General features: G+C 69.6%; 23 protein-coding genes. 12 read left to right on the top strand and 11 right to left on the bottom strand.

Annotated features, from left to right (window positions below; translation table 11 throughout):
• Positions 1-93: 93 nt before the first annotated feature.
• Entirely contained in the window at positions 94-2,451 is a 2,358-nt protein-coding gene (locus tag EO081_RS13915) for a hypothetical protein (RefSeq protein WP_129342672.1), read from the bottom strand.
• A 168-nt stretch (positions 2,452-2,619) separates the two neighbouring features.
• Here EO081_RS13915 and EO081_RS13920 point away from each other — a divergent pair, with 168 nt between their 5' ends.
• Entirely contained in the window at positions 2,620-3,555 is a 936-nt protein-coding gene (locus EO081_RS13920) for a ribose-phosphate pyrophosphokinase (protein ID WP_129342674.1), read from the top strand.
• 102 nt (positions 3,556-3,657) lie between these two features.
• On the opposite strand, the gene EO081_RS13925 is transcribed toward EO081_RS13920, so the two are convergent.
• Positions 3,658-4,056 (bottom strand): hypothetical protein, encoded by a 399-nt coding sequence (locus EO081_RS13925; RefSeq protein WP_129342676.1) that lies wholly within the window; start codon positions 4,054-4,056, stop codon positions 3,658-3,660.
• Positions 4,053-4,586 (bottom strand): sterol desaturase family protein, encoded by a 534-nt coding sequence (locus tag EO081_RS13930; protein ID WP_129343306.1) that lies wholly within the window; start codon positions 4,584-4,586, stop codon positions 4,053-4,055. Before EO081_RS13930 ends, EO081_RS13925 begins: the two co-directional genes overlap by 4 nt.
• Before the next feature lie 22 nt (positions 4,587-4,608).
• On the opposite strand from EO081_RS13930, the gene EO081_RS13935 reads away from it, so the two are divergent.
• The 5 genes from EO081_RS13935 (at position 4,609) to EO081_RS13955 (ending at position 8,999) form a co-directional block, all read left to right on the top strand.
• Complete coding sequence (locus tag EO081_RS13935; protein ID WP_129342678.1) at positions 4,609-4,923, top strand: hypothetical protein; 315 nt, start codon at positions 4,609-4,611, stop codon at positions 4,921-4,923.
• Positions 4,924-5,046: 123 nt separating this feature from the next.
• Positions 5,047-6,249: an ADP-forming succinate--CoA ligase subunit beta gene (gene sucC, locus EO081_RS13940; RefSeq protein ID WP_129342680.1), complete on the top strand. Its 1,203-nt coding sequence runs from the start codon at positions 5,047-5,049 to the stop codon at positions 6,247-6,249.
• A gap of 281 nt (positions 6,250-6,530) precedes the next feature.
• Positions 6,531-7,280, top strand: coding sequence for an electron transfer flavoprotein subunit beta/FixA family protein (locus EO081_RS13945; RefSeq protein WP_129342682.1), 750 nt, complete (start codon positions 6,531-6,533; stop codon positions 7,278-7,280).
• Complete coding sequence (locus tag EO081_RS13950) at positions 7,277-8,212, top strand: electron transfer flavoprotein subunit alpha/FixB family protein (RefSeq protein ID WP_129342684.1); 936 nt, start codon at positions 7,277-7,279, stop codon at positions 8,210-8,212. The genes EO081_RS13945 and EO081_RS13950 overlap by 4 nt, the downstream gene beginning before the upstream one ends.
• A gap of 511 nt (positions 8,213-8,723) precedes the next feature.
• Complete coding sequence (locus EO081_RS13955) at positions 8,724-8,999, top strand: acylphosphatase (RefSeq protein WP_129342686.1); 276 nt, start codon at positions 8,724-8,726, stop codon at positions 8,997-8,999.
• A 136-nt stretch (positions 9,000-9,135) separates the two neighbouring features.
• Here the strand turns inward: EO081_RS13955 and nhaA are convergent, their stop codons facing one another.
• Entirely contained in the window at positions 9,136-10,371 is a 1,236-nt protein-coding gene (gene nhaA, locus EO081_RS13960; protein WP_375781667.1) for a Na+/H+ antiporter NhaA, read from the bottom strand.
• Between the two features lie 69 nt (positions 10,372-10,440).
• Complete coding sequence (locus EO081_RS13965) at positions 10,441-12,024, bottom strand: lysine--tRNA ligase (protein ID WP_129342689.1); 1,584 nt, start codon at positions 12,022-12,024, stop codon at positions 10,441-10,443.
• Between the two features lie 122 nt (positions 12,025-12,146).
• Here EO081_RS13965 and EO081_RS13970 point away from each other — a divergent pair, with 122 nt between their 5' ends.
• Genes EO081_RS13970 through EO081_RS13980 form a run of 3 tightly spaced genes read left to right on the top strand, consistent with a single transcriptional unit; the run spans position 12,147 to position 16,336 of the window.
• Positions 12,147-13,040, top strand: a complete 894-nt coding sequence (locus tag EO081_RS13970; RefSeq protein WP_129342691.1) for a bestrophin family protein — start codon at positions 12,147-12,149, stop codon at positions 13,038-13,040.
• 46 nt (positions 13,041-13,086) lie between these two features.
• The gene (locus tag EO081_RS13975) at positions 13,087-15,783 is read left to right on the top strand and encodes an ATP-dependent DNA helicase (RefSeq protein ID WP_129342693.1); all 2,697 of its coding nucleotides are present in this window, start codon (positions 13,087-13,089) and stop codon (positions 15,781-15,783) included.
• Between the two features lie 22 nt (positions 15,784-15,805).
• Positions 15,806-16,336, top strand: a complete 531-nt coding sequence (locus EO081_RS13980; RefSeq protein WP_129342695.1) for a SixA phosphatase family protein — start codon at positions 15,806-15,808, stop codon at positions 16,334-16,336.
• 3 nt (positions 16,337-16,339) lie between these two features.
• On the opposite strand, the gene EO081_RS13985 is transcribed toward EO081_RS13980, so the two are convergent.
• The 6 genes from EO081_RS13985 to EO081_RS14010 form a co-directional block, all read right to left on the bottom strand.
• Positions 16,340-16,660, bottom strand: a complete 321-nt coding sequence (locus EO081_RS13985; RefSeq protein WP_240697694.1) for a MerR family transcriptional regulator — start codon at positions 16,658-16,660, stop codon at positions 16,340-16,342.
• An 11-nt stretch (positions 16,661-16,671) separates the two neighbouring features.
• Entirely contained in the window at positions 16,672-16,971 is a 300-nt protein-coding gene (locus EO081_RS13990; protein WP_129342699.1) for an integration host factor subunit alpha, read from the bottom strand.
• Positions 16,972-17,068: 97 nt separating this feature from the next.
• Entirely contained in the window at positions 17,069-18,040 is a 972-nt protein-coding gene (locus tag EO081_RS13995; protein ID WP_183947977.1) for a beta-ketoacyl-ACP synthase III, read from the bottom strand.
• A complete protein-coding gene (gene plsX / locus EO081_RS14000) occupies positions 18,037-19,068 on the bottom strand; it encodes a phosphate acyltransferase PlsX (protein WP_129342700.1) in 1,032 nt (343 codons plus the stop codon). The genes EO081_RS13995 and plsX overlap by 4 nt, the downstream gene beginning before the upstream one ends.
• 29 nt (positions 19,069-19,097) lie before the next feature.
• On the bottom strand, positions 19,098-19,277 hold the full coding sequence (rpmF, locus tag EO081_RS14005) for a 50S ribosomal protein L32 (RefSeq protein WP_129342702.1): 180 nt from the start codon (positions 19,275-19,277) through the stop codon (positions 19,098-19,100).
• 196 nt (positions 19,278-19,473) lie between these two features.
• The gene (locus tag EO081_RS14010) at positions 19,474-20,136 is read right to left on the bottom strand and encodes an MBL fold metallo-hydrolase (RefSeq protein WP_129342704.1); all 663 of its coding nucleotides are present in this window, start codon (positions 20,134-20,136) and stop codon (positions 19,474-19,476) included.
• A 65-nt stretch (positions 20,137-20,201) separates the two neighbouring features.
• Here EO081_RS14010 and pabB point away from each other — a divergent pair, with 65 nt between their 5' ends.
• From pabB to EO081_RS16915, 3 genes are all read left to right on the top strand, one after another.
• On the top strand, positions 20,202-21,974 hold the full coding sequence (pabB, locus tag EO081_RS14015; RefSeq protein WP_129342706.1) for an aminodeoxychorismate synthase component I: 1,773 nt from the start codon (positions 20,202-20,204) through the stop codon (positions 21,972-21,974).
• Between the two features lie 33 nt (positions 21,975-22,007).
• Positions 22,008-23,207 (top strand): pyridoxal phosphate-dependent aminotransferase, encoded by a 1,200-nt coding sequence (locus EO081_RS14020; RefSeq protein ID WP_129342708.1) that lies wholly within the window; start codon positions 22,008-22,010, stop codon positions 23,205-23,207.
• A gap of 231 nt (positions 23,208-23,438) precedes the next feature.
• Positions 23,439-23,582 carry a hypothetical protein gene (locus tag EO081_RS16915; protein WP_165284653.1) on the top strand — a complete coding sequence of 48 codons (144 nt, stop codon included), beginning with the start codon at positions 23,439-23,441 and terminating at the stop codon, positions 23,580-23,582.
• Positions 23,583-23,608 lie beyond the last annotated feature (26 nt).

Raw genomic sequence — 23,608 nt, forward strand, 5'->3', positions numbered from 1 at the left:
TAATCCCCCAACTCGATGGTCGTTTAAAGATCGAGGCAGCCTGAGTCGAACGACAGAGTTAGGGCGCACAACTGTCGATTAAGACCTAACCCCTCACCCCACACTCCCCACCGCCGCGCGGTCATCCCGCAACCGCAGGTACAGCGGCGTCCCCTTGGGCACCGCCAGGCTCGTGCCCGTAAACCCTTCCGGCACGCGCACCGGCTGGGCGAAGCCGCGGTCGCTCGCCACGGCGTCCAGCAGGAACAGGTCGCTGCCGGTCAGCGTGCAGCGCTCCTGCCCGTCGGCACACGCCACGCCCGCGATCCGGGGCAACCGCACCAGCGTGCCGAGCGGCGCCCAGGGGCCGGCCGCCTCGCCCTGCACCACGCGATAGCGCAGCGGGCCATAGGCGGAGCCGCCCAGCGCCTCGGCCGGGGCGATGCTCGCGATCGCGATCGTCGCGTCCTGGAGCTTCACGGGCAGCAGCGTGGTCGCGCGGCCGTCCTCGGTCGCGACCTCCACCCGCTCGCTCCCGGAAAAGCGGGTCGAGCCCTGCCCCTTCAGCGCAAAGGTCAGCCGCGCGTCATTGGGGATCACCGTGTCGCCCTCGATGCGGATCGCCATGCCCTCGGCCCCGGCGCCGCGCGCGACGGTGCGGCTCACCACCGCCGCCATCGGCCGCTGCGCCTCGGCCGTGCCGTCGATCGACAGGCTGCGCCCGTCCGCCAGCACCGCCTTTGCCTGGAACGGCTGGCCCGCGGCCGGCGCCGCCACCGGGGCCGCCGCGCGCAGCACCAGCCGGTCGGCCTTGCCCTCACGCCCCAGGTCGGCGGGCTCGAACACCGCGTCGCCGATGGTCAGGCGCGTGACCTTCTCCAGCCGCGCGCCATAGAGCGTCGCCTCGGCATCGCCGGCGTGGAAGCGCAGGCGGTCGATCCGGCTCGCCTCGGCCAGCGCGACGATCGCGATGCTCTCCGGCTGGGCGACGCCCTGCTGCTCGACCAGCAGCGTCATCTTGCCGGGCTTCGCCTTGCCGAGCGGCAGGGTGGCGGCGATGCTGCCGTCACCCGCGGCCTTCCACGCCACCTCCTGCACCGCGCCCGACGCGTCGCGCAGCGACAGGCGGGAGACGCAGGCGGCGGCACCGCCCTCCAGCGTCAGCGCATTGTCGCGGCCGACGACCACGCCCGCGCCGTCGCCCGCGATCCGCCAGCCGCCCTTCGGCGGCTGCAGGCGGAAGCTCGGCCCCTCGAGCGGGGCAAAGCCCCAGTTGCCGTGCAGCTGCGCCTCCACCGGCTCCTTCTGCCCCGCCAGCAGATTGGCCGCGACCACATAGCCGCCGCGCAGCGCGTCCGCGCGCGCCGGCAGGTCGACGGTGGCGCCGTTGGGGCCCTTGACCCTGAGCGCCATGGCGTGGGCATAGTCGGTCGCATAGACCAGCGGCGCACCCGTCACCGGCAGCACCAGCTCGCCCGGCGGCGCACACAGCACCTGGTCGGCGCCGGCACGCAGCAGCGGCGGATCGACCGGGCGCACCGGCGGCAGGCCGACGACCATCACCGACTTGGGGCTGGAAAAGGAGGGCGCGGTGTTGAGCAGCAGGCTCGCGCGCTCGCCGTCGAGCTGCGCCAGCGCCGGGATATAGGTGAAGCGCGTCGTCTGGAACGCGCCGAACAGCCGCGCCACGTCGCGCACCACGCCGATGTAGGGGCTGTAATAGCCGTATCCGCCCTCGGGCGTGGCGGCGATCTGGAGGGCGAGGTCGGTGGGCGCCCCCACCAGCGTCTCGGCCAGCGAGGTGCGGGTGCCGTCGGTCAGCAGCAGCGTGTTCTCGCTCTGCCCCATGCAGGCGGCGCGCTGCTCGATCGGCTGCTGCAGGCACTCGTCGCGCACCTTGATCGAAAGCGCGCGGGTCAGCTGCTCGGTGCGGGCCGGGATCTCGGCCGGGCGGGTGCGCTCGGCATCCTGGATGCCGTCCAGGAACAGGTCCAGCCGCGCCCGGTCGCGCGAGGCCTGGGAAAGCTCGATGGAGGCGCGCACGAAGGCGCCGGGCTGGCGCTGCACCGTGTCCACCACCGCGTCGAAGCCGCCGCCCGTCTCCGGCACCACGAACAGCACCAGCTGCTCGGCGCCCTTGGGCACCTCCAGGTCGAGGCTGCCCTTCTTGCGCTCCCAGCTTTCCGCCTTGAAGAACCAGCGCTTGGGCGGCGGGTTGGTGGCGCCGCGCAGGAAGGCCGCGACCAGCAGGTAGCGCACGCCCTGACTCTCGGGCAGCTCGGCGGCGATGCGGATGCGGTCGCCCGCGGCGATGCTCGGCACCTTGGCGATCGGCAGGGTCGCGCCGCCGCGGGTGATGGACATGCGCAGGCCCGGGCCGGGCAGGTCGAACTGCTGGCTCTCCGCCTGCGCCGCGGCCGGCAGCATCATCGCCGCCGCCGCCAGAAACGCTCCGAACCGCTGGAATCTCATGCGCAACGCCACTCCCGATGATCCTCGGCACCGCCGCCGTGCCGCTGCCCGGTGTCGATTTTAGGGCACGCCCGGTACCAGATTGGTCCCCTCGCCGCCGCATCCCTCTTTCACTAAACCGTCACCGTGCCTAAGGACGGCCGCATCGGTGGGCAACGAAAGTCGGACATGAAACTCCTCGCGGGCAACTCCAATCTTCCTCTCGCGCAGGCGATCGCAGGCTATCTGGAGATCCCCCTCACCCGCGCCAGCGTCCGCCGCTTCGCCGACGAGGAGATCTTCGTCGAGGTGCTGGAGAATGTCCGCGGCGAGGACGTGTTCGTCCTCCAATCGACCTCCTACCCCGCCAACGACAACCTCATGGAACTGCTGATCATGATCGACGCGCTGCGCCGCGCGTCGGCACGGCGGATCACGGCGGTGCTCCCCTATTTCGGCTATGCGCGCCAGGACCGGAAGCCCGGCCCCCGCACGCCGATCTCGGCCAAGCTGGTCGCGAACCTGGTGACGGTGGCGGGTGCCGACCGCGTGCTCTCCGTCGATCTCCACGCCGGGCAGATCCAGGGCTTCTTCGACATCCCGACCGACAATCTCTTCGCCGCGCCGGTCATGTCGGCGGACGTCGCCACCCGCTACGGCGAGCACAATCTGATGGTCGTCTCCCCCGACGTGGGCGGCGTGGTGCGCGCCCGCGCGCTCGCCAAGCGCCTGGGCAACGCCCCGCTCGCGATCGTCGACAAGCGCCGCGAGAAGCCGGGCGAGTCGGAAGTCATGAACATCATCGGCGACGTGCGCGGCCGCTTCTGCGTGCTGGTGGACGACATCGTCGACTCGGCCGGCACCCTCTGCAACGCCGCGGGTGCGTTGAAGGCGGCGGGGGCCGAGGGCGTGGTCGCCTATTGCACGCACGGCGTGCTGTCGGGCGGCGCCGTCTCGCGCGTCGAGAATTCGGCGCTCACCGAGCTCGTCATCACCGACTCGATCGGCAACCACGATCTGATCGCCGGGGCCGCCAAGATCCGCCACATGACGATCGCCCCCCTCATCGCCGAGGCGATCCGCCGCATCGCCGAGGAAGCCTCGGTCTCCAGCCTGTTCAACTAAGGCGACTGCCCTCCTCGTGCTCCTGCGAAGGCAGGAGCCCAGGGTACCAAGCGACACCGTTCCGGGCTCTGGGCTCCTGCCTGCGCAGGAGCACGGGTTCGCCTACCGCTCCCGCTCGGCGATCCGCGCCATCAGCGTCGTGATCCGCAGCAGCACCAGCAGCCCCGCGGCGGCAAAGCCGGCGAGCGCCAGCACCGCATAGGCCAGCGTCTCCAGCGAGTCGGCGATGCGGCTGTCGGCCGCTGCCGACTCGCGCTGGGCGATCGCCTGGGCGACGTCGGGCGAGACCTTGCCCATCGGCGTCGGCTCGACCCCGGCGAAGCTGTCCTGCCGCGGATCGACCGGGGGGATGCCGTCCGGCGGCACCGGCCGGCTCGCCACCGAGCCCGGCGGCGTCACCGGCCCCCGCGACAGCGTCGCAAGCGCGCCGATCAGCGCCAGCGTCGAGAGCCCGCTCAGCACCAGCAGCGCGAAGCGGCCGAGCCGGTCGGCCATGCTCATGCGCCGGAATCCTCGGTCAGCGGCGCATCGCGCGGGTCGCCCGGCTGGCGCGCACCCGCGTTGCCGCGCCGCCGCAGCTCGGCCTTCAGCACCTCGGGCCGGGGTGCCCACAGGAAGCCGAAGCTCACCGTGCCGTCCTTGGTCCCCACCGCATGGTGGAGCCGGTGCGCCTGCATGATCCGCTTCATATAGGCCGAGCGCGGCAGATAGCGGTGCGGCAGCCGCTTGTGCACGATCACGTCGTGGAAGCCGAAATAGATCGCGCCATAGGCGGCGATCCCGGCGCCGATCCACGCCCAGCCCGGCCACCAGCCCAGCTGCACCCCGCCCAGGATCAGCACGAACGAGGGCACCGCGAAGATCGCGGCATAGAGGTCGTTCCACTCGAACGCGCCGGTGCGCGGGCGATGGTGGCTCGCATGCAGGAACCAGCCCGGCCCGTGCATCAGCCAGCGGTGCGCGGCATAGGCGAACAGCTCCATGCCAGCCACGGTGCCGATGAACAGCGCGATGCCGATTGCCCAGTGCATGGCGGCGATATAGCGATGCCGCATGACGAGTGCGAGACTTGGATGGACGCTGGTCGCCGCCTCAGCGGCGCTGGCGGGCTGCGCCCTTCCGGAAGCGCGGGTGCGCAGCGGCCTGGAGCGTGCCGGCCTGTCGCCGCGCGTCTCCGCCTGCATGGCACAGCGGATGGTCGATCGCCTCAGCCTCGCCCAGCTCCGCCGCCTCGGCAACCTGCCGCACGCCCGCGACGCCCGGTCGCTGCCGGACTTCCTGCGCGAGGTTCGCGCCCTAGGTGATCCGGAAATCCTGGGCGTCACAACCAGTTCCGCCGCGCTCTGTGCGACAGGCCTGGCGAACTGATCTTTATTGCGACCGCTTCGCAATCGCATCAACGGCGTTCAGGGGTGGATTTACCGCCCGCGCTGTGCTTAAGGCTGGCGGAATTTTTCCGTTTCTCGAACCAAGCGAGGCAGGAACTTCTCCATGAACATTCACGAATATCAGGCCAAGGAACTCCTCGCGAAGTTCGGCGCGCCGATCGCCGCCGGCTATGCCGCCTTCACCGTGGACGAGGCCGTCGAGGCCGCAGGCCGCCTCCCCGGGCCGCTCTATGTCGTCAAGTCGCAGATCCACGCCGGTGGCCGCGGCAAGGGCAAGTTCAAGGAACTCAGCCCCGAGGCAAAGGGCGGCGTCCGCCTCGCCTTCAGCCTGGACGAGGTGCGCGCCCACGCTGCCGACATGCTCGGCAACACGCTGGTGACGATCCAGACCGGCGACGCCGGCAAGCAGGTCAACCGCCTGTACATCACCGACGGTGCCGACATCGCCAAGGAATTCTACCTGGCACTGCTGGTCGACCGCGCGACCGGCCGCATCGCGTTCGTCGTCTCGACCGAGGGCGGCATGGACATCGAGGAGGTCGCCCATTCGACCCCTGAGAAGATCCACACCTTCGACGTCGATCCGGCGACCGGCTTCATGCCGCACCACGGCCGTTCGGTCGCGGCCGCGCTCGAACTGACCGGCGACCAGGCCAAGCAGGCCGCCAAGGTCGCAGCCTCGCTCTACAAGGCGTTCGAAGCGACCGACGCCTCGCAGATCGAGATCAACCCGCTGGCGCTCACCGAGCAGGGTAACATCCTGGTGCTCGACGCCAAGGTCGGCTTCGATTCGAACGCGATGTTCCGCCACAAGGACATTGCCGAGCTGCGTGACGAGACCGAAGAGGATCCGATGGAGCTCGAGGCGTCGAACTACGACCTCGCCTACATCAAGCTCGACGGCGACATCGGCTGCATGGTGAACGGCGCGGGCCTCGCGATGGCCACGATGGACATCATCAAGCTCAACGGCATGTTCCCGGCCAACTTCCTCGACGTCGGCGGCGGCGCCAACAAGGAGAAGGTGACGGCGGCGTTCAAGATCATCCTGTCCGATCCGGCGGTGAAGGGCATCCTGGTCAACATCTTCGGCGGTATCATGCGCTGCGACATCATCGCCGACGGCATCGTCGCGGCGGCGAAGGAGGTGAACCTGCAGGTTCCGCTGGTCGTCCGCCTCGAAGGCACCAACGTCGAGAAGGGCAAGGAAATCCTCGCCAACTCCGGCCTCGCCATCGTGCCGGCCAACGACCTGGGCGACGCCGCCAAGAAGATCGTGGCCGAGGTCCAGAAGGCCGCCGCCTGACGCTCAAACGCTCCCGCTTCGCGGCGGGAGCGTTTGGTTCAGACGGATACGGCTGACCAGGCTTGTGCTCCTGCGCAGGCAGGAGCCCAGGGTTCCAAGCACTGCCCACGGTACTGCTGGACCCTCGATCCCTGCCCGCAGGGATACGGCTGCTGGTCCGCCAGACTCGAACCATTCTCGGGGCCCGCCCCGGCCAGGCATCGGGGCACCGCCCCGACCATGGCCGCGGCGGGCCCCTTGCTATAGGGTCCCCGGCATTTCCGTTCACGGAGAGAAAGCACATGAAGCTGTTGGTGCCGGTCAAGCGGGTGCTTGACTATAATGTGAAGCCGCGGGTGAAGGCGGACGGGTCGGGTGTCGATCTCGCCAACGTCAAGATGAGCATGAACCCGTTCGACGAGATCGCGGTCGAGGAAGCCATCCGCCTGAAGGAAAAGGGCGTCGCGACCGAGGTCGTGGTGGTCTCGATCGGCGAGCCCAAGGCGCAGGACACGCTGCGCACCGCGCTGGCGATGGGCGCCGACCGCGCCATCCTGATCACGTCCGACGTGCGTCCCGAGCCGCTCGGCGTCGCCAAGCTCCTCGCCAAGGTGGTCGAGGAAGAGCAGCCGCAGCTCGTGATCCTGGGTAAGCAGGCGATCGACGACGACAACAACCAGACCGGCCAGATGCTGGCAGCCCTGCTCGGCTGGGGCCAGGGTACGTTCGCGTCCAAGGTCGAGGTCGAAGGCGACACCGCCCATGTCACCCGCGAAGTCGATGGCGGTCTGGAGACGGTGGCGCTGCCGCTGCCCGCGATCGTCACCACCGACCTGCGCCTGAACGAGCCGCGCTATGCGTCGCTGCCGAACATCATGAAGGCGAAGTCCAAGCCGCTCGCGCAGAAGACGCCGGCCGATTACGGCGTCGACCTCACCCCGCGCATCACCGTCCTCAAGGTCGAGGAACCCGCCAAGCGCGCCGCCGGCATCAAGGTCGACAGCGTCGACGCGCTGGTCGACAAGATCAAGAGCCTGGGAGTGATCGCATGAGCGTGCTGGTACTGGTCGAACAGCTCGACGGCCGCGTGAAGGACGCGACGCTGGCCACCCTCACCGCCGCTGCCAAGCTCGGCGACATCACCGCGCTGGTCGCCGGCCATGGCGACGCCGCTACCCAGGCCGCCGACGCTGTCGCCAAGGTCGCGGGCGTGTCGAAGGTGCTGCTGGCGAACGATCCGGCATACGCCAACCTGCTCGCCGAGAACGTCGCCGCGCTGGTGGTGCCGCTGATGGCCGACCACGACGCCTTCCTCGCCAACGCGACTTCGATCGGCAAGAACGTCGCCCCGCGCGTCGCAGCGCTGCTCGACGTGATGCAGGTGAGCGACATCGTCGCGGTCGAGAGCGCCGACACCTTCGTCCGGCCGATCTACGCCGGCAACGCGGTCGCGACCGTGCGGTCGAGCGACGCCAAGAAGGTCATCACCGTGCGTGCCACCGGCTTTGAAAAGGCCGCGACCGAAGGCGGCAACGCCGCGGTCGAGCCCGTCGCCGCACCGGGTGACCAGGGCAAGTCGCGCTTCGTCGGTGCCGAGACCCAGGAGTCCGCCCGTCCGGAACTCACCAGCGCCGCGGTGATCGTCTCCGGCGGCCGTGCGCTCGGCTCGGAAGAGCAGTTCCATGCCCTGATCGAACCGCTCGCCGACAAGCTCGGTGCCGCGGTCGGCGCCAGCCGCGCCGCGGTGGACGCAGGGTTCGCGCCCAACGACTATCAGGTCGGCCAGACCGGCAAGATCGTCGCGCCCGACGTCTACGTCGCGGTCGGCATCTCCGGCGCCATCCAGCACCTGGCGGGCATGAAGGACAGCAAGACCATCATCGCCATCAACAAGGACGAGGACGCCCCCATCTTCCAGGTCGCCGACGTCGGCCTGGTCGGCGATCTCTTCCAGATCCTGCCCGAGCTGACCGAAAAACTGTAACCCACAGAGGGGCGGGAGCCATCCCGCCCCTTCTTTCACGCGGGACGCGGAACCCGGAACGCCCGGCCCACATCCCGCCTCGTACCCCGGCGAAGGCCGGGGCCCAGCTGCGGCGCCCCCACGATCCGCGCACCCGATCAGCCCCACCCAACTGGACCCCGGCCTCCGCCGGGGTACCCGAAGTTCGCGGCGCCTCCGCCCGCCCACACCCTCCGCGCCCGCGACTGCCTGGGGCCCCCGCCGTCTGTCTGCGCCGACCATGATCCACCGCCGCCTCTCGCCTGGTCGGACCAACCGTTTCGCGAATGGTCGAGCAGTCGGCGAACGGTGGCGGCAGGGAAGGTCACCCATGCCGATGGAAAGCCCGCGGACCTCGGCTCGATCTCCTAGCGTACCGGAACCACAGATCGGGGAGGCTCGTGCCGCGGGCCCTTTGGCGGTTCCCCCATGCCCCCTTCCAGGGAAGCCCGATCCTGCCCTAGTCTCTGCAGACCAAGAACGGACGCCTGCCATGATTTACCGCCATCTCTGGATCACCGGGCGCGTCCAGGGCGTGTCCTACCGCGCATGGATGATCGAGCAGGCCGAGTCGCTCGGCATCACCGGCTGGGTGCGCAATCGCGCGGACGGCAGCGTCGAGGCGGTGGTCTCAGGCCCCGCCGAGCAGGTGGACGCACTGGTCGCCCGCACCCATCGCGGCCCGCCCGCCGCGCGCGTGACCGCGGTCATCGTCACCGACACCCCGGCGGCGGTGCATACCGGCTTCGCCAAGCATCCGACCGTCTGATCGCCCGCCGCGGGCTGTCCTACACGCCGGCAAGCTGCTTGGGTGCGGCCATGGACCACGCACGCTTCGCTTCGGCATCCCGCCCCCGCCGCCGCTCGTGCGACGGGGCGTCTTGGACTAACTTTCGCCTAACCTTTCACATGCTGGGACGGTTTGGCCCGGCTCGGCGCGGCAGCCTGCGCGGCGCCAGCCGCAGCACGGCATAGCCCGCCAGGGCCGACAGCAGCGAGCCGGCGAGCACGCCGATCTTGACCTCGTCCACCAGCAGCGGGTCGTTCGGGAAGGCGAGGCCGCCGATGAACAGGCTCATGGTGAAGCCGATGCCCGCCATCAGCGACAGGCCCCAGATCTGGACCCAGCTTGCCCCGCCGGGGCGCGGGGCGAAGCCGGTGCGGTCGGCGATCCAGACGCTTCCGAAGATGCCGATCTGCTTGCCCAGCAAGAGGCCGAGCGCCACGCCCAGCGGCAGCGGGTCGAGCAGCACGCCGGCCGAGATGCCGGCCAGCGACACGCCGGCATTGGCGAAGCCGAACAGGGGGACGATCGCATAGGCGACCCAGGGCTGCAGCGCATGCTCCAGCCGGTGGAGCGGCGAGTCGACCGCGTCGGGGGCGGCGGGAGTGGGCTTGACCGGGATCATCAGCGCGGTCGCGACCCCGGCGATGGTCGCGTGCACGCCCGACAGGAAGACGAAGTACCAGAGCGCCAGCCCGAGCAGGAGATAGGGCGTGAGGGACCGCACCTTGGACTGGTTGAGCACGTACATCGCCGCCAGCACCATCCCGGCCCCGGCCAGCGCCAGGCTGGCGATGCCGTCGGTATAGGCGAGCGCGATGATCGCCACCGCCCCCATGTCGTCGACGATCGCCACCGTGGTCAGGAACAGCTTGAGCGAGGCCGGCGCGCGCGATCCCAGCAGCGCCAGGACGCCGATGGCAAAGGCGATGTCCGTTGCCGCCGGCACCGCCCAGCCGCCCTGCAGGTCGGGCCGGCCGCCGGTCACCGCCAGGTACACCAGCGCCGGCACCACCATGCCGGCCGCCGCCGCGACCACCGGCAGCCGCCGGTGCTGCCAGGTGGCGAGCCGCCCGTCCACGAACTCGCGCTTGATCTCCAGTCCCACGAGCAGGAAGAAGATCGCCATCAGCCCGTCGTTGATCCACAGATGGACCGTCATCGGCCCGTATTTGGGGCTGAGCACCGGACCGGTGGTCCAGTGAAGCAGGTGGAAATAGGATTCGGACAGGCCCGGCAGGTTCGCCACCAGCATCGCCAGCGCGGCCGCGGCGATCAGCAGCACGCCGCCGCCCGCCTCGCTTTTCAGGAACTCGCGAAGCGCGGAACGGGGCGAATGGGGCTTGTCTGGCATCATGGCTCCTGCTGGCGTTCCTGCCGACCTACCGTCGCAAGCGCCCAGGGGCAAACCGCTCGCCCGCGACGGTCACGCGCGGGCGAGCGCCTCCGCGATCAGCGTGCGGCTGTTGTCGATGCCATAGAGCGCGATGAAGCTGCCCATGCGCGGCCCCTGGCTGGTGCCGAGCAGCGTCTCGTAGAGCGCCTTGAACCAGTCGCGCAGCGATTCGAAGCCGCCGGTCTTGCCGATCTCGTAGACCGCGTCCTGGATGGTCTCGGCGCTCGCGTCCGCGGGCATCGCCGCCAGTTCCGCGTCCAGCCGCTCCAGCGCCGCCACCTCGACCCCCTGCGGGGCGCGCCGCTCGGGCTTGTCGGCGACGTCGCGGGTGTAGGCGAGCGCATGGTCGATCAGCCGGTCGAGTGCCGGGTACGCCTCGGGCGAGGCATCGGCGACATAGTTCGCCAGATAGCCCCACACCTGCTCCTTGCTCGCTTCCCCCATGACGCCGACGAGGTTGAGCAGCAGCCCGAAGGTGACCGGCAGCGTCTCTTCCGGCGGCGGGCCGCCGTGGATGTGGTGCACCGGATTGCCCAGCTGCTGCTCGACGGGCTGGTTCGGGTAGTTGCCCCGGAACTGCCAATATTCGTCGATGGCCCGCGGGATCACCCCCAGGTGCAGCTGCTTGGCCTTCTTCGGCTCGCGATAGGCGTAGAAGGCCAGGCTCTCCTCCGGGCCATAGGTCAGCCACTGCTCCAGGCTGAGGCCATTGCCCTTGGACTTGGAGATCTTCTCCCCCTTCTCGTCGAGGAACATCTCGTAGTTGAAGCCTTCCGGCGGGCGGCCGCCGAGCACGCGCGCGATCTTGGACGACTGCACGACCGAGTCGATCAGGTCCTTGCCCGCCATCTCGTAATCGACGCCCAACGCCACCCAGCGCATCGCCCAGTCGACCTTCCACTGGAGCTTCGACCGGCCGCCCAGCGCCGACTGGACGATCCGCTCGCCCCCCGGAACACTGGTGTCTTCGAACGCGATCAGCCCGGCCTCGGCATCGACCACCTCGACCGGCACCTGCAGCACCACGCCCGACTTGGGGCTGACCGGCAGCACCGGCGAATAGGTCGCCTGCCGCTCCTTGCGCAGCGTCGGCAGCATGACGTCCATGATGCCTTGGTAATGGCGCAGCACGCCCCGCAGCGCCTCGTCGAAGCGGCCCGAGGTGTAATAGTCGGTCGAGGACGCGAACTCATAGTCGAAGCCGAAGCGGTCGAGGAATTCGCGCAGCATCGCGTTGTTGTGGTGCGCGAAGCTCTCGTGCGTGCCGAACGGATCGGGCACCTGGGTGAGCGGCTTGCCGAGGTGCTCGGCGAGCATGTCGCGGTTGGGCACATTGTCCGGCACCTTGCGCAGGCCGTCCATGTCGTCGCTGAACGCGATCAGCCGGGTCGGCGTGTCCGACAGCTCGGCAAAGGCTTGGCGCACCATGGTGGTGCGCAGCACTTCGTTGAAGGTGCCGATGTGCGGCAGGCCCGACGGACCATAGCCGGTTTCGAAGATCACCGGCGCGCCGCCGGGCTTGCCTTCGGGATAGCGCTTGAGGAGCTTGCGCGCCTCCTCATAGGGCCAGGCCTTGGACGCGAGGGCGGCGGTACGGAGCGCGGGATCGATCATCCCGGCCCTCTAACCCCTCCGCGCCGCCTTGGCCAAGCCGGAACGCGCAATCCCATGCCGCGACGCAACAAAGCCGCCATTGGTGCGTCTCCCCCGCTCCAGTTCACGCAAGGTGCCCGTTCGTGATCGTCAGTGCCACTCCCCGACTCCGCAACCTCCTGCTGGACGTGTGGAGGCCGCTCGCCGTGCTGTTCGTCTGGGACGTGGCGGTCACCGTCTTCTACTATGTCTTCCCCTTCAAGGCGCCGGCGCTGCCGCTGACCCTGTTCGGCAGCGCGCTGGCGCTGTTCCTCGGCTTTCGCGACAACTCCGCCTATCAGCGCTGGTGGGAAGGGCGCGTGCTGTGGGGCGCGATGATCAACGCCTCGCGCAGCCTGGCGCGCGGGGCGATGGCGTTCCTGCCGATCGACGACAATGGTTCGGCGCGCGACCTGAAGCGCAGCATCGTGCTGCGCCACCTCGCCTATGTCCACGGGCTGCGCTGTCAGCTGCGCCGCCAGGACCCGACGGCGGAGGTGCTGCGCTTCCTCTCGCCGACCGAGGCGGCGGACCCGCTCGCCCGGACCAACATCGCCAACGGGCTGCTCGACGGCACCGCCCGCCGCATCGCGCGGGCGACGCGCGAAGGCTGGATCGACACCATCCAGCAGACCCAGCTCGAACGCATCCTGGTCGACATCGCCAATGCACAAGGCGGCATGGAGCGGATCAAGAACACGCCGCTTCCCAATCAGTATCGCTTCTTCCCGACGCTGTTCACGCGCCTGTTCTGCATCCTCCTGCCGATCGGCCTGGTCGAGACGCTGGGCTGGGCGACGCCGATCGGGTCGAGCCTTGCCGGGCTGATGTTCCTGTCGGTGCTGCGGATCGGCGACGACCTGGTCGATCCCTTTGCCGACTCGATTCACGACGTGCCGATGACGGCGATGTGCCGCACGATCGAGATCGACTTGCTGCAGGCCATCGGGGACGAGGCGCCGGCGCCGCTTCAGCCCGACGACGGCGTGCTGTGGTGATGCCGTTCCGCTTCCGTTCACCGGGAAGCCGGCTATAGAAGAGACCATGCTCCCCTATCCCGCGCTGCACGCAAGCCACGGCGGCATCTGGGTCGCCACGCCCGACGGGGAGGTGCGCGGGATCAGCCGGGGCGAGGCGATCCGGCTGGCCGCCGACACACCGACTCTGGTGCTGAATGCGCCGCTGGTGGCGCAGCGACTCGGCTATGCGGAATTGTCCGGGCTCGACCTCCTCGAGCTCTTCGCCTTCCTGCGCCCCGCCCGCTTCATGGTCCCGACTCCCAAGGGGCTCGCCGCCGTGACGGGTCTGCCCACGCCGGAGAGCGATGCGGCGGTTGCCCCCTTCCTCCGGGACGCCGCCGCCGCGCTCCTGGCCCTCATGGAAGGCGAGTGGCCGGAACGCGAGGGCGCCTGGCACGCCGCCCAGTCGCTGTTCCGGCTGCGCTGGACCTGGGCACCTGCCGTCACCCAGCGCCTGGCGAAGCCGGAGCGCGCCGAGCGCTGGCTGTTCGCCAAGCTCCCCGAGTGGGAGGAACGCGCGCCCCGCCCCGCCCCACGTACCATCGCCGTCGACGGCGCCGACGTAGTCGCCCGCCTCGATGCCCTCACCGGCGCCGGGGCCGAACGCCGGCACGGCCAGCGCACCTATGCCGCCGCCGCCGCCGATGCCTTTGCTCCGCGGGTGGTACGCGACTCGCCCAATCTGGTGCTGGCGGAGGCGGGCACCGGGATCGGCAAGACGCTGGGCTATCTCGCGCCCGCGTCGCTCTGGTCCGAACGGGCAGGCGGCGCCGTCTGGGTGTCGACCTATACCAAGGCGCTCCAGCGCCAGCTCGCACGCGAAGGCGAGCGGCTGTTCCCCGATGAGGAGGAGCGCAAGCGGCGGATCGTTACCCGCAAGGGGCGCGAGAACTACGTCTGCCTGCTCAACCTGGAGGATGCGCTGCAGGGCGGTTTCGCCGGGCGCGCGGCGATCCTGGCGCAGCTCGTCGCGCGCTGGGCCGCCTATACCGCGGACGGCGACATGGTCGGTGGCGACCTGCCCGGATGGCTGCCGACCCTGTTCCGCCGCAACGGCTCGACCGCGCTCACCGACCGCCGCGGCGAGTGCATCTACGCAGGCTGCCCGCATTATCGAAAGTGCTTCATCGAGCGCGCGGCGCGCGCCTCCGCGGACGCCGACCTGGTGATCGCCAACCACGCGCTGGTGATGGTGAACGCCGCGCGCGGCCGCGAATCGGCGACTCGGCCCACGCGCTACGTCTTCGACGAGGGGCATCACCTGTTCGATGCGGCCGACGCGATGTTCTCGGCAGCGTTGACCGGCGCCGAGGCGATCGAATTGCGCCGCTGGGTGCTGGGGCCGGAGGCCAAGGCGCGGGGCCGCAGGCGCGGGCTCGCCGCGCGCCTGTCCGATGTCGCGAGCTACGACGACGGCGGGGCGGAAGCCATCGCCGCCGCGGTGAATGCCGCGCAGGCGCTGCCTTCCGACGGCTGGCTCGGCCGCATCAACGAAGGCGCGCCGTTCGGGCCGGTCGAGACGCTGCTCGCAGCGGTCCGGGGGCTCGTCTATGCGCGCGCACCCGATGCGGGCGAGGCCGGCTATGGGCTGGAGACGGAACTGGCCGAACCCGACCCCGGGCTTGTCGATGCCGCCGGACCGGCAAGCGCGGCGCTGGAGGCCTTGTTGCGCCCGCTGCTGGCGCTCGGCCGCCGGCTCGAGTCGGTGCTGGCGGAGGCACCCGACTGGATGGACGCGCCTGCGCGGGCACGGATCGAAGGTGCGATCGCCTCGCTCGGCTGGCGCGCCGAGACGGTCGGCGCCTGGCTCGCCCTGATCGCGCGGATCGGTGGCCCGAACGATCCCGATTATGTCGACTGGCTCGCGGTCGATCGGGTCGAGGGCCGCGAATATGACGTCGGGCTGCACCGTCACTGGCTTGACCCGAGCCGGCCCTTTGCCGACACCGTGCTCAAGCCAGCACATGGCGCGCTCGTCACCTCGGCCACCCTGAAGGCCGGCGGCGACTGGTCCGTGGCGGAAGCGCGCGCAGGCGCCCCCCACCTGGAGCGGGCGCCGGCTCGCTTCGAGGCCGCAAGCCCCTTCGACTATGCCGGTCAGGCCGAGGTGGTCATCGTCACCGACGTGAAGCGTGGCGACCTGGCGGCGCTCGCCAACGCCTATGCCCGCCTGATCGCGGCGGCCGGCGGCGGCACCCTTGGGCTGTTCACCGCGATCCGCCGCCTGCGGGCCGTGCATGCGCGCATCGCCGATCGGCTGGCGCGCGAGGGCCTCCCGCTGCTCGCCCAGCATGTGGACCCGATCGATACCGGCACGCTGGTGGACATCTTCCGCGACGATCCCCGCGCCTCGCTGATCGGCACCGACGCGCTGCGGGACGGGGTCGACGTGCCCGGCGATTCGCTGCGGCTGGTCGCGATGGAGGGCGTGCCCTGGCCCAAGCCGACCGTGCTCCACGCTGCCCGCCGGCTGGCAGGGGGCGGCAGCGTCTATGACGACCGGATCGTCCGCGCACGCCTCGCCCAGGCGTTCGGACGTCTGATCCGCCGTGCGGACGACCGCGGCATGTTCGTGCTGCTGTCGGCGGCCATGCCCTCGCGCCTGCTCACCGCCTTCCCGGAAGGAACGCCGGTGTCGCGCACGACGCTCGACGAGGCGGTCGAGCGCGCATCGCGGCTTTCCCTCGCCCGCCCCTTGGGGCATGAGGCGGCGACCGCCTGACGCCTCGCCCGACGGAAATGCCATGAAGACCCTGACGCTGCTTCGCCACGCCAAGTCCGGCTGGGACGATCCCGTCGCGCGGGACTTCGACCGCCCGCTCAATGCCAAGGGTGCCCGCGCGGCCGAGACCATGGGCCGCCACCTGCGCGGGCTGGGCCTCGCCTTCGACCTGGTGGTCGCCTCCCCGGCAGTGCGGGTGCAGGAGACGCTGGACCATTTCGCTGGCGGTCTGGGAGAGACGCTGGCGCCCGAGTGGGACCGCCGGCTTTACCTGGCCTCGGAAGCGACGCTCCTCGATGTCGTGCGGGCTCTGCCGGACACCGCCGAGCAGGTTCTGCTCGTCGGCCACAATCCCGGTCTCGAAGAACTGGTGCTGCTCCTCGCCGAAGCGGGCGCGCTGCGGCAGGACGTGGCGGAGAAGTTCCCCACCGCAAGCGTGGCGGTGCTGGAAGTGGCGCCGCACTGGAGCGAGGCGCGCGATGGCGAGGCGACGCTCGTGCGCTTCATCCGCCCCCGCGACGTCGACCCCAGTCTGGGACCGGATTTCGGCTAACGCTCAGCGGGCGTCCGCGGCCAGTGCATCTGCCAGCATCGCCCGGATGCGAAGCAGCGGATCCTGGACCACCGGCTTGCCGCGCTCGGCTGCCAGTAGGGTCTGCACTCCGCGGATCGTGTAGCCCTCGTCGCTCAGTAACTGGTGGATCCGCCGCACCAGCGCGACGTCCTCGGGCCGATAATAGCGGCGCTGCCCCGCCCGGGTGACCGGCCGCAGCTCGGAGAAACGGCTTTCCCAATAGCGCAGCCGGTGCTGGGGCAAGCCCAGCTCAGCCGCGACCTCGCCGATCGTGCGAAAGGCCGTCGCCGATTTCTCGGACACGGCGCGGGCCCTCAGCTGGCAGCGACGATGCGGTCGCGCATCATCTGGCTGGCGCGGAAGGTCAGCACCCGGCGCGGCGCAATCGGCACCTCCACCCCGGTCTTGGGATTACGGCCCACGCGCTCGCCCTTGTCGCGCAGCACGAAGCTGCCGAAGCCGGAAATCTTGACGTTCTCGCCCTTGTGCAGCGCCTCGCACATGTGGCGCAGGATCTCCTCCACCAGCTTGGCCGAATCGGCACGTGAAAGGCCGACCTCCTTGTGCAGCGCCTCTGCGAGGTCCGCGCGTGTCAACGTCCCGCCCGCAGTCATGGCAAACCCCCTACCCAGTGGATGCGCCAAGCCGCGTACCACAAGGATGCTCTCGTTCAAACTACCAGCTGCCCGCCGTGCTCCGGCCGGCTGCCGCTCAGAAGCGGACCACCGCCGCGCCCCAGGTGAAACCGCCGCCCATCGCCTCGAGGACGATCAGGTCGCCGCGCCGGATCCGGCCGTCGCGGACCGCCGTATCGAGCGCCAGCGGGACAGAAGCAGCCGAGGTATTGGCATGCTGATCCACGGTGACGACGACCTTCTCCGGTGCGAGGCCGAGCTTGCGCGCGGTCGCTTCCAGGATGCGGGCATTCGCCTGATGCGGCACCACCCAGTCCACATCCGCGGAGGTGAGCCCGGCGGTTCCAAGCGACTCCTCCATCACCTGTGCCAGGTTGACGACCGCGTGGCGGAAGACCTCCCGCCCCTTCATCCGCAGCTTGCCGACCGTGCCGGTCGTGGAGGGACCGCCGTCGACATAGAGGAGACCGTTGTGGCGGCCGTCAGCGTGGAGCTTGGTCGCGAGGATACCCGGCGCGTCCGCATCTTCGGATACCCGCGCCTCGAGCACCACGGCACCGGCACCGTCGCCGAACAGCACGCAGGTTGCGCGGTCCTCCCAATCCAGGATGCGGCTGAACGTCTCCGCGCCGATCACCAGCGCGCGCTGATGTGCGCCCGCGCGGATCATGCTGTCGGCGACCTGCACCGCATAGAGGAAGCCGGAGCACACCGCCGCGACGTCGAACGCGACGCAGTCGTTGATGCCAAGCGCTGCCTGGACCGTCGTCGCGGTCGCGGGAAACGTCTGGTCGGGCGTGGCGGTCGCGAGAACGATCAGGTCGATCGCGTCCGCTTCCAGCCCGGCTGCCGCAATCGCCTTGCTCGCCGCCTCGATCGCCAGCGAGGAGGTCGTCTCGCCCTCCTCCGCGATGTGGCGGAACCGGATACCGGTCCGTTCGACGATCCATTCGTCCGTCGTGTCGACCCGCTCCGCAAGCTCGGCATTGGAGACGCGGCGCTTGGGAAGGGCGGAGCCGGTGCCGGCGATCACGGAGCGACGAATCATGCGGCCTTCGCTTCGATCGCTGCCAGGTCTTCAGCGATCCGATGGGTTAGGTTGTTGCGCACCAGCTTGGCAGCGACCTCGATCGCGTTCGATACGCCGGCGGCGTTCGCACCGCCATGGCTCTTCACCACCAGGCCGTTCAAGCCCAGGAAGATCGCCCCGTTGTGATTATTGGGGTCGAGGTGATGCCGCAGCAGATCGGTGGCGGGCTTCGAGATCAGGAAACCGATCTTGGAGCGGACGGAGCTGCGGAAGGCGCGCTTGAGCAGGTCTGCCACGAAACGGGCGGTACCCTCGGCGGTCTTGAGCGCGATGTTGCCCGAAAAGCCGTCGCACACCACCACGTCCACTTCGCCACGCGAGAGGCGGTCGCCCTCGATGTACCCCGTGAAGGTGAGCGGCAGGTGCGTGGAGGCGCGGATCGCCGCAGCCGCATCGCGGACGCTGTCGATTCCCTTCATGTCCTCGGTGCCGATGTTGAGCAGCGCGACGCGCGGGCTCTCCAGGTCCAGCACGGCGCGGGCGTAGGCCGCCCCCATGACCGCGAACTGGACGAGGTTGCGCGCGTCGCACTCGGCATTGGCGCCGAGGTCGAGCATCACCAGGTCGTTCTCGCCCAGGCTGGGGAGCAGCGCTGCCAGCGCCGGCCGGTCGATCCCCGGCATGGTGCGCAGCGCGAGCTTGGCCATCGCCATCAGCGCGCCGGTGTTGCCCGACGACACCGCGGCAGCTGCCCGGCCCTTCTTCACCAGATCGATGGCAATCCCCATCGACGTGGTGCGGGCGCGACGGATCGCCTGGCTCGGCTTGTCCGAAGACCCGACCAGTTCCGGCGCGTGGACCACCTCCGACGCAGCGGTGAGATTGGGGTGCGACTGGAGACCAGCGCGAATCGCCGTCTCGTCGCCCACCAGCAGGAACCGCAAGCCCGGATTGCGGCGACGCGCCTGGGCGACGCCGGCAAGCATCACCGCAAGGCCCTCGTCACCGCCCATCGCATCGACGGCGATCCACGAGTCCTCGGCCACCACGCCAGCGCCTCCGTTTGCGGTCAGCCTCAGCCCTCGACCGAGACGATCTCGCGCCCGTTATAGTGGCCGCATGCGTTGCACAGGTTGTGCGGGCGCTTCAGCTCGCCGCAGTTCGGGCACTCCTGGAACGACTCGACCGAGAGCGAGTCGTGCGCGCGCCGCATGCCCCGGCGGGAGGGCGAGGTCTTTCTCTTGGGAACTGCCATGTCGGCACCTTTACCGGAAATCTAAGGATCGTTGGCCGTGAAATACCCAACGTTCGACCGGGCAAGCAGGGCCGGGCGACCGGCCGCTCGCCGGACCGGCAGCATGGGCCATGTCACGAAGCGAGCCGCGCCTATAGCGTTTTTGGCAGTGGTTGCAAGCTTGTGGCGGGAACGCGCCTCAGCGGCCGTTCGAATCTTACCTTCCGGCCAGCACCGAATCGGACACGAACGGGTTGCTATGCCGCTCCTGCCCGAAGCGCCCGGGCTGCCCGTGACCGGGGATGAAGCTGGTATCGTCCCCCATCGGCCACAGCTTGGTGACGATCGAGTCGATCAGCGCCTCATGATTCGACAGCGGGAAGTCCGTCCGCCCGACCGAGCCCGCGAACAGCACATCGCCGACCAGCGCGAACTTGGTGCCAGGATGGTGGAAGACGACGTGCCCCGGGGTGTGCCCGGGCGTCTCGTACACGTCGAACGCGACCTCCCCCACCGTCACCTGATCGCCTTCGACCAGCCACCGATCGGGTTCGAACGGCACTCCGCGCAGACCCCAGCGCTTGCCGTCCTCGTCGAGGCGGGCGATCCAGAAACGGTCCGCCTCATGCGGCCCCTCGATCGGCACGCCCAGTGCGTCCGCGAGCGGCTTCGCCTCGCCGCAATGGTCGATGTGGCCGTGGGTCAGCAGAATCTTCTCGATCGTGATGCCGTTCTGCTCGGCCGCCTGGCGAAGCCGGTCGAGGTCGCCGCCGGGATCGACAAAGGCGCCGCGCATCGTCTTGGTGCACCACAACAGCGTGCAGTTCTGCTGGAGCGGCGTGACCGGCACGATCGCCGCACGGATGGGAGAAGGCGTCATTCGGACGGGATAGGCGCGCATGCGGGCTTGCGGCAAGCGCCGCGCCGCTGCAATCCGCAGGGGGAATGCTCTTGCACGACGCCATGCCCTTCGTCCTGCTGGACGACGCCCGCCCCGGCGGGACGGCCCGGCTGTACCGGAACCCGCGCGCCATCGTGCAGGCGGATACTCCCGAGGATGTCGCGCCGCTGCTGCAAGCGCTGGATGACGCTCGACAAGAGGGACGGGCGGTTGCCGGCTTCCTGAGGTACGAGGCCGGGCGGGTGATCGAGGGCATGGCAACCGCCCCTGCCGAGGCGCTGCCGCTTGGCTGGTTCGGCATCTTCGACGCATACGAGCGGCTGGATGCCGATGCGCTTGCCACGCTGCTTCCGGATCCGGCCGGCGCCTGGATCGGCACGCCCGAGCCCGAGCTGGACTACGCGCGCTACGCGGAGGCCTTCGATCGCGTCCGAAGGTGGATCGAGGCGGGGGACATCTACCAGGCCAACCTGACCTTCCGCGCGACCGCTCCTGTCCTGGGCGACCCGCGCGCGCTCTATGCGGCGATCCGGCCGCGCGCGGGGGCAGGCCATGGCGCGCTGGTTTGGACCGGCACCGAATGGCTGCTCTCCTTCTCCCCGGAACTGTTCTTCCGGATCGATGGCACCACCCTTTCCGCCCGCCCGATGAAGGGGACCGCTCGTCGGGACCGAGACCCGGTCCGCGACGCAGCGGCCGCAGCCGCCCTTGCCGAGGATCCGAAACAACGCGCCGAGAATCTGATGATCCTCGACCTGTTGCGCAACGACATCGCGCGGGTCGCCGTCGCCGGCAGCGTCGAAGTACCCGAACGCTTCGTGGTCGAACGCTACCCGACGGTGCACCAGATGGTCTCCAGCGTGCGCGGCGTTCTGGCGCCCGGAGGCAGCCCCGCCCGGGCGCTGGCGGCGCTGTTCCCCTGCGGCTCCGTGACCGGCGCACCGAAGCGCCGGGCGATGGAGGTGATCGAAGCGGTGGAGAGATCGCCGCGCGGAATCTACACCGGCGCGATCGGCCGCATCGACGCGAATGGCGACGCCGCGTTCAACGTCGCCATCCGGACCCTCCACCTGAAGCCCGATGCGGATGCCGCGACGCTGGGACTCGGCTCTGGGGTCGTCGCCGATTCGACGTCCGCGGCCGAGTGGCGCGAGTGCCACGACAAGGCCCGCTTCCTGACCAGCGGCCAACGTCGCTTCGATCTGATCGAGACCATGGCGTTCGACCCGCACCATGGGATTTCGCTGCTGGAGCGACACCTGGAGCGGCTGAAGGCGAGCGCACGGCGCCTGGGCTTCGCCTTTGATCGTCATGCCGCGCGCAACGAACTGCAAGCGGCCACCTTCCGGCTGGAGCAGCCTTCGCGCGTCCGACTGCTGCTGTCCCCCACTGGCGCGATCGCCATAGAGGCAGGGCCACTGCCGCCGGCGCCCTCCGAGCCTGTCTCGGTCGCGCTGGTACCGCTGCCGGTGTCCCCTGCCGATTTCCGCCTGCGCTACAAGACGAGCGATCGCGCCATTTACGACGGCGCCCGCCAGGGCACCGGGTGCTTCGACGTGGCGTTCGTCGCGCCCGACGGACAGGTCACGGAGGGCAGCTTCACCTCCGTCTTCGTCGAGCGCGACGGCCTGCTTCATACGCCGCCGCTCTCCGCCGGGCTGCTGCCGGGGGTGTTGCGGGCGGAGTTGCTTGGCGCGGGCCGCGCAGTGGAGGCGGTGGTGCGACCCGCCGATCTCGCGCAAGGTTTTTACGTCGGCAATGCCGTTCGCGGACTTATTCGTGCGCAGTTGGTTGCGGAGCCCCCCTCCCCCCGCTAAGGCGCCAGCGCCTTTTCTCCAGCGGGAATTCCGATGAAGACCTCTGCCGCGCTCGACCGTATCAGCCCCTCGCCCACGCTCGCCATCACCTCCAAGGTGCTCGAGCTCAAGCGCCAGGGCGTCGACGTGATCGGCCTGGGTGCCGGCGAACCCGACTTCGACACGCCCGACTTCGTCAAGGAAGCCGCCATCGAGGCGATCCGCGCGGGCAAGACGAAATACACCAACGTCGACGGCACGGCCGAGCTGAAGGAGGCGATCGTCGCCAAGTTCAAGCGCGACAACGGCCTCGACTATGCGGTCAACCAGATCAGCGTGAACGTCGGCGGCAAGCACACGCTGTTCAACGCGATGGTGGCGACGGTGAACCCGGGCGACGAGGTGATCGTACCGGCGCCTTATTGGGTGAGCTATCCGGATGTGGTGCAGTTCGCAGGCGGAACGCCGGTGGTCGTTCAGGCCGGTGCCGACCAAGGCTACAAGCTGCGTCCCGAGCAGCTGGAGGCGGCGATCACCCAGCGCACCAAGTGGGTGATCCTGAACTCGCCGTCCAACCCGACGGGCGCCGCCTACACGGTCGAGGAGCTCCGCGCGCTTGGCCAGGTGCTCGAGCGCCATCCGCATGTCTGGGTCTTCGCCGACGACATGTACGAGCACATCCTCTACGACGATTTCGAGTTCGCCACGATCGCGCAGGCGTGCCCTTCGCTCTACGAGCGCGTGCTGACCGTGAACGGCTGCTCCAAGGCCTATGCGATGACCGGCTGGCGGATCGGCTTCGCCGGCGGTGCGGCCTGGCTCATCAAGGCGATGTCGAAGCTGCAGTCGCAATCGACCTCGAACCCCTGCTCGATCGCACAGGCGGCAGCGGTGGCGGCGCTCAACGGCGACCAGAGCTTCCTGAAGGCGCGCGCCGCGGCGTTCCAGAAGCGTCGTGATCTGGTCGTCGGCATGCTCAACGCCATCGAGGGCGTGACCTGCCCGACGCCCGAGGGCGCCTTCTACGTCTACCCCGAAGTGTCCGGGCTGATCGGCAAGACTGCACCGAACGGCCAGGTGATCGCCACCGACGAGGATTTCGCCGGCTATCTGTTGTCCGACGCAAAGGTCGCGGTGGTGCACGGCGCCGCCTTCGGCCTCTCGCCTGCGATGCGGATCAGCTACGCCACCTCGGAAGACGTGCTGCGCGAGGCGTGCACGCGGATCCAGGCGGCCTGCGCCGCGCTTCGCTAGCAGGCGTTCCTTTCCGTATTTTCCGCCGCGTCTCGGCGCGGTGGAACTTCTTTGCACCGCAGCGTTTCGCGCGCGTGGCTTGCGGAGCCAGGTCGGCGATGCCAACTGGCGATGAACGGCAAGGCCAGCCCCGGTTCAGCCCCGGCGGCCTATTCCCGAACAGCGAACGACACGGAGTCGCAAGCAGCTGCAGTCCGCAGGTGCTTGTGGCGCGGTAATGGAACGACCCTGATGACGCAGAACAAGCCCCGCCCCGGTTTCTTCCGGCTTTTCCTCAGCGGCTTTGCACTTGGCGCCGTAGCGCTGGTGAGCGTGCAGGTCGCGCAGCCGGCGCAGGCATCCTCCTGGGAAGCTCCTGTCCAGACCGCAAACTGATCTCCAGGCGACGAGCCCTGCCCCTG

Origin of the sequence: Sphingomonas desiccabilis, assembly GCF_004135605.1 — a bacterium.
Classification (GTDB): domain Bacteria; phylum Pseudomonadota; class Alphaproteobacteria; order Sphingomonadales; family Sphingomonadaceae; genus Sphingomonas; species Sphingomonas desiccabilis.

What these genes read in the sequence shown, in the direction of transcription:
- EO081_RS13915 (WP_129342672.1), bottom strand. Translation starts at nt 2,451, where the DNA reads ATGAGATTCCAGCGGTTCGGAGCGTTTCTGGCGGCGGCGGCGATGATG.
- EO081_RS13920 (WP_129342674.1), top strand. Translation starts at nt 2,620, where the DNA reads ATGAAACTCCTCGCGGGCAACTCCAATCTTCCTCTCGCGCAGGCGATC.
- EO081_RS13925 (WP_129342676.1), bottom strand. Translation starts at nt 4,056, where the DNA reads ATGAGCATGGCCGACCGGCTCGGCCGCTTCGCGCTGCTGGTGCTGAGC.
- EO081_RS13930 (WP_129343306.1), bottom strand. Translation starts at nt 4,586, where the DNA reads ATGCACTGGGCAATCGGCATCGCGCTGTTCATCGGCACCGTGGCTGGC.
- EO081_RS13935 (WP_129342678.1), top strand. Translation starts at nt 4,609, where the DNA reads ATGACGAGTGCGAGACTTGGATGGACGCTGGTCGCCGCCTCAGCGGCG.
- sucC (WP_129342680.1), top strand. Translation starts at nt 5,047, where the DNA reads ATGAACATTCACGAATATCAGGCCAAGGAACTCCTCGCGAAGTTCGGC.
- EO081_RS13945 (WP_129342682.1), top strand. Translation starts at nt 6,531, where the DNA reads ATGAAGCTGTTGGTGCCGGTCAAGCGGGTGCTTGACTATAATGTGAAG.
- EO081_RS13950 (WP_129342684.1), top strand. Translation starts at nt 7,277, where the DNA reads ATGAGCGTGCTGGTACTGGTCGAACAGCTCGACGGCCGCGTGAAGGAC.
- EO081_RS13955 (WP_129342686.1), top strand. Translation starts at nt 8,724, where the DNA reads ATGATTTACCGCCATCTCTGGATCACCGGGCGCGTCCAGGGCGTGTCC.
- nhaA (WP_375781667.1), bottom strand. Translation starts at nt 10,371, where the DNA reads ATGATGCCAGACAAGCCCCATTCGCCCCGTTCCGCGCTTCGCGAGTTC.
- EO081_RS13965 (WP_129342689.1), bottom strand. Translation starts at nt 12,024, where the DNA reads ATGATCGATCCCGCGCTCCGTACCGCCGCCCTCGCGTCCAAGGCCTGG.
- EO081_RS13975 (WP_129342693.1), top strand. Translation starts at nt 13,087, where the DNA reads ATGCTCCCCTATCCCGCGCTGCACGCAAGCCACGGCGGCATCTGGGTC.
- EO081_RS13980 (WP_129342695.1), top strand. Translation starts at nt 15,806, where the DNA reads ATGAAGACCCTGACGCTGCTTCGCCACGCCAAGTCCGGCTGGGACGAT.
- EO081_RS13990 (WP_129342699.1), bottom strand. Translation starts at nt 16,971, where the DNA reads ATGACTGCGGGCGGGACGTTGACACGCGCGGACCTCGCAGAGGCGCTG.
- EO081_RS13995 (WP_183947977.1), bottom strand. Translation starts at nt 18,040, where the DNA reads ATGATTCGTCGCTCCGTGATCGCCGGCACCGGCTCCGCCCTTCCCAAG.
- rpmF (WP_129342702.1), bottom strand. Translation starts at nt 19,277, where the DNA reads ATGGCAGTTCCCAAGAGAAAGACCTCGCCCTCCCGCCGGGGCATGCGG.
- EO081_RS14010 (WP_129342704.1), bottom strand. Translation starts at nt 20,136, where the DNA reads ATGACGCCTTCTCCCATCCGTGCGGCGATCGTGCCGGTCACGCCGCTC.
- pabB (WP_129342706.1), top strand. Translation starts at nt 20,202, where the DNA reads ATGCTCTTGCACGACGCCATGCCCTTCGTCCTGCTGGACGACGCCCGC.
- EO081_RS14020 (WP_129342708.1), top strand. Translation starts at nt 22,008, where the DNA reads ATGAAGACCTCTGCCGCGCTCGACCGTATCAGCCCCTCGCCCACGCTC.
- EO081_RS16915 (WP_165284653.1), top strand. Translation starts at nt 23,439, where the DNA reads ATGACGCAGAACAAGCCCCGCCCCGGTTTCTTCCGGCTTTTCCTCAGC.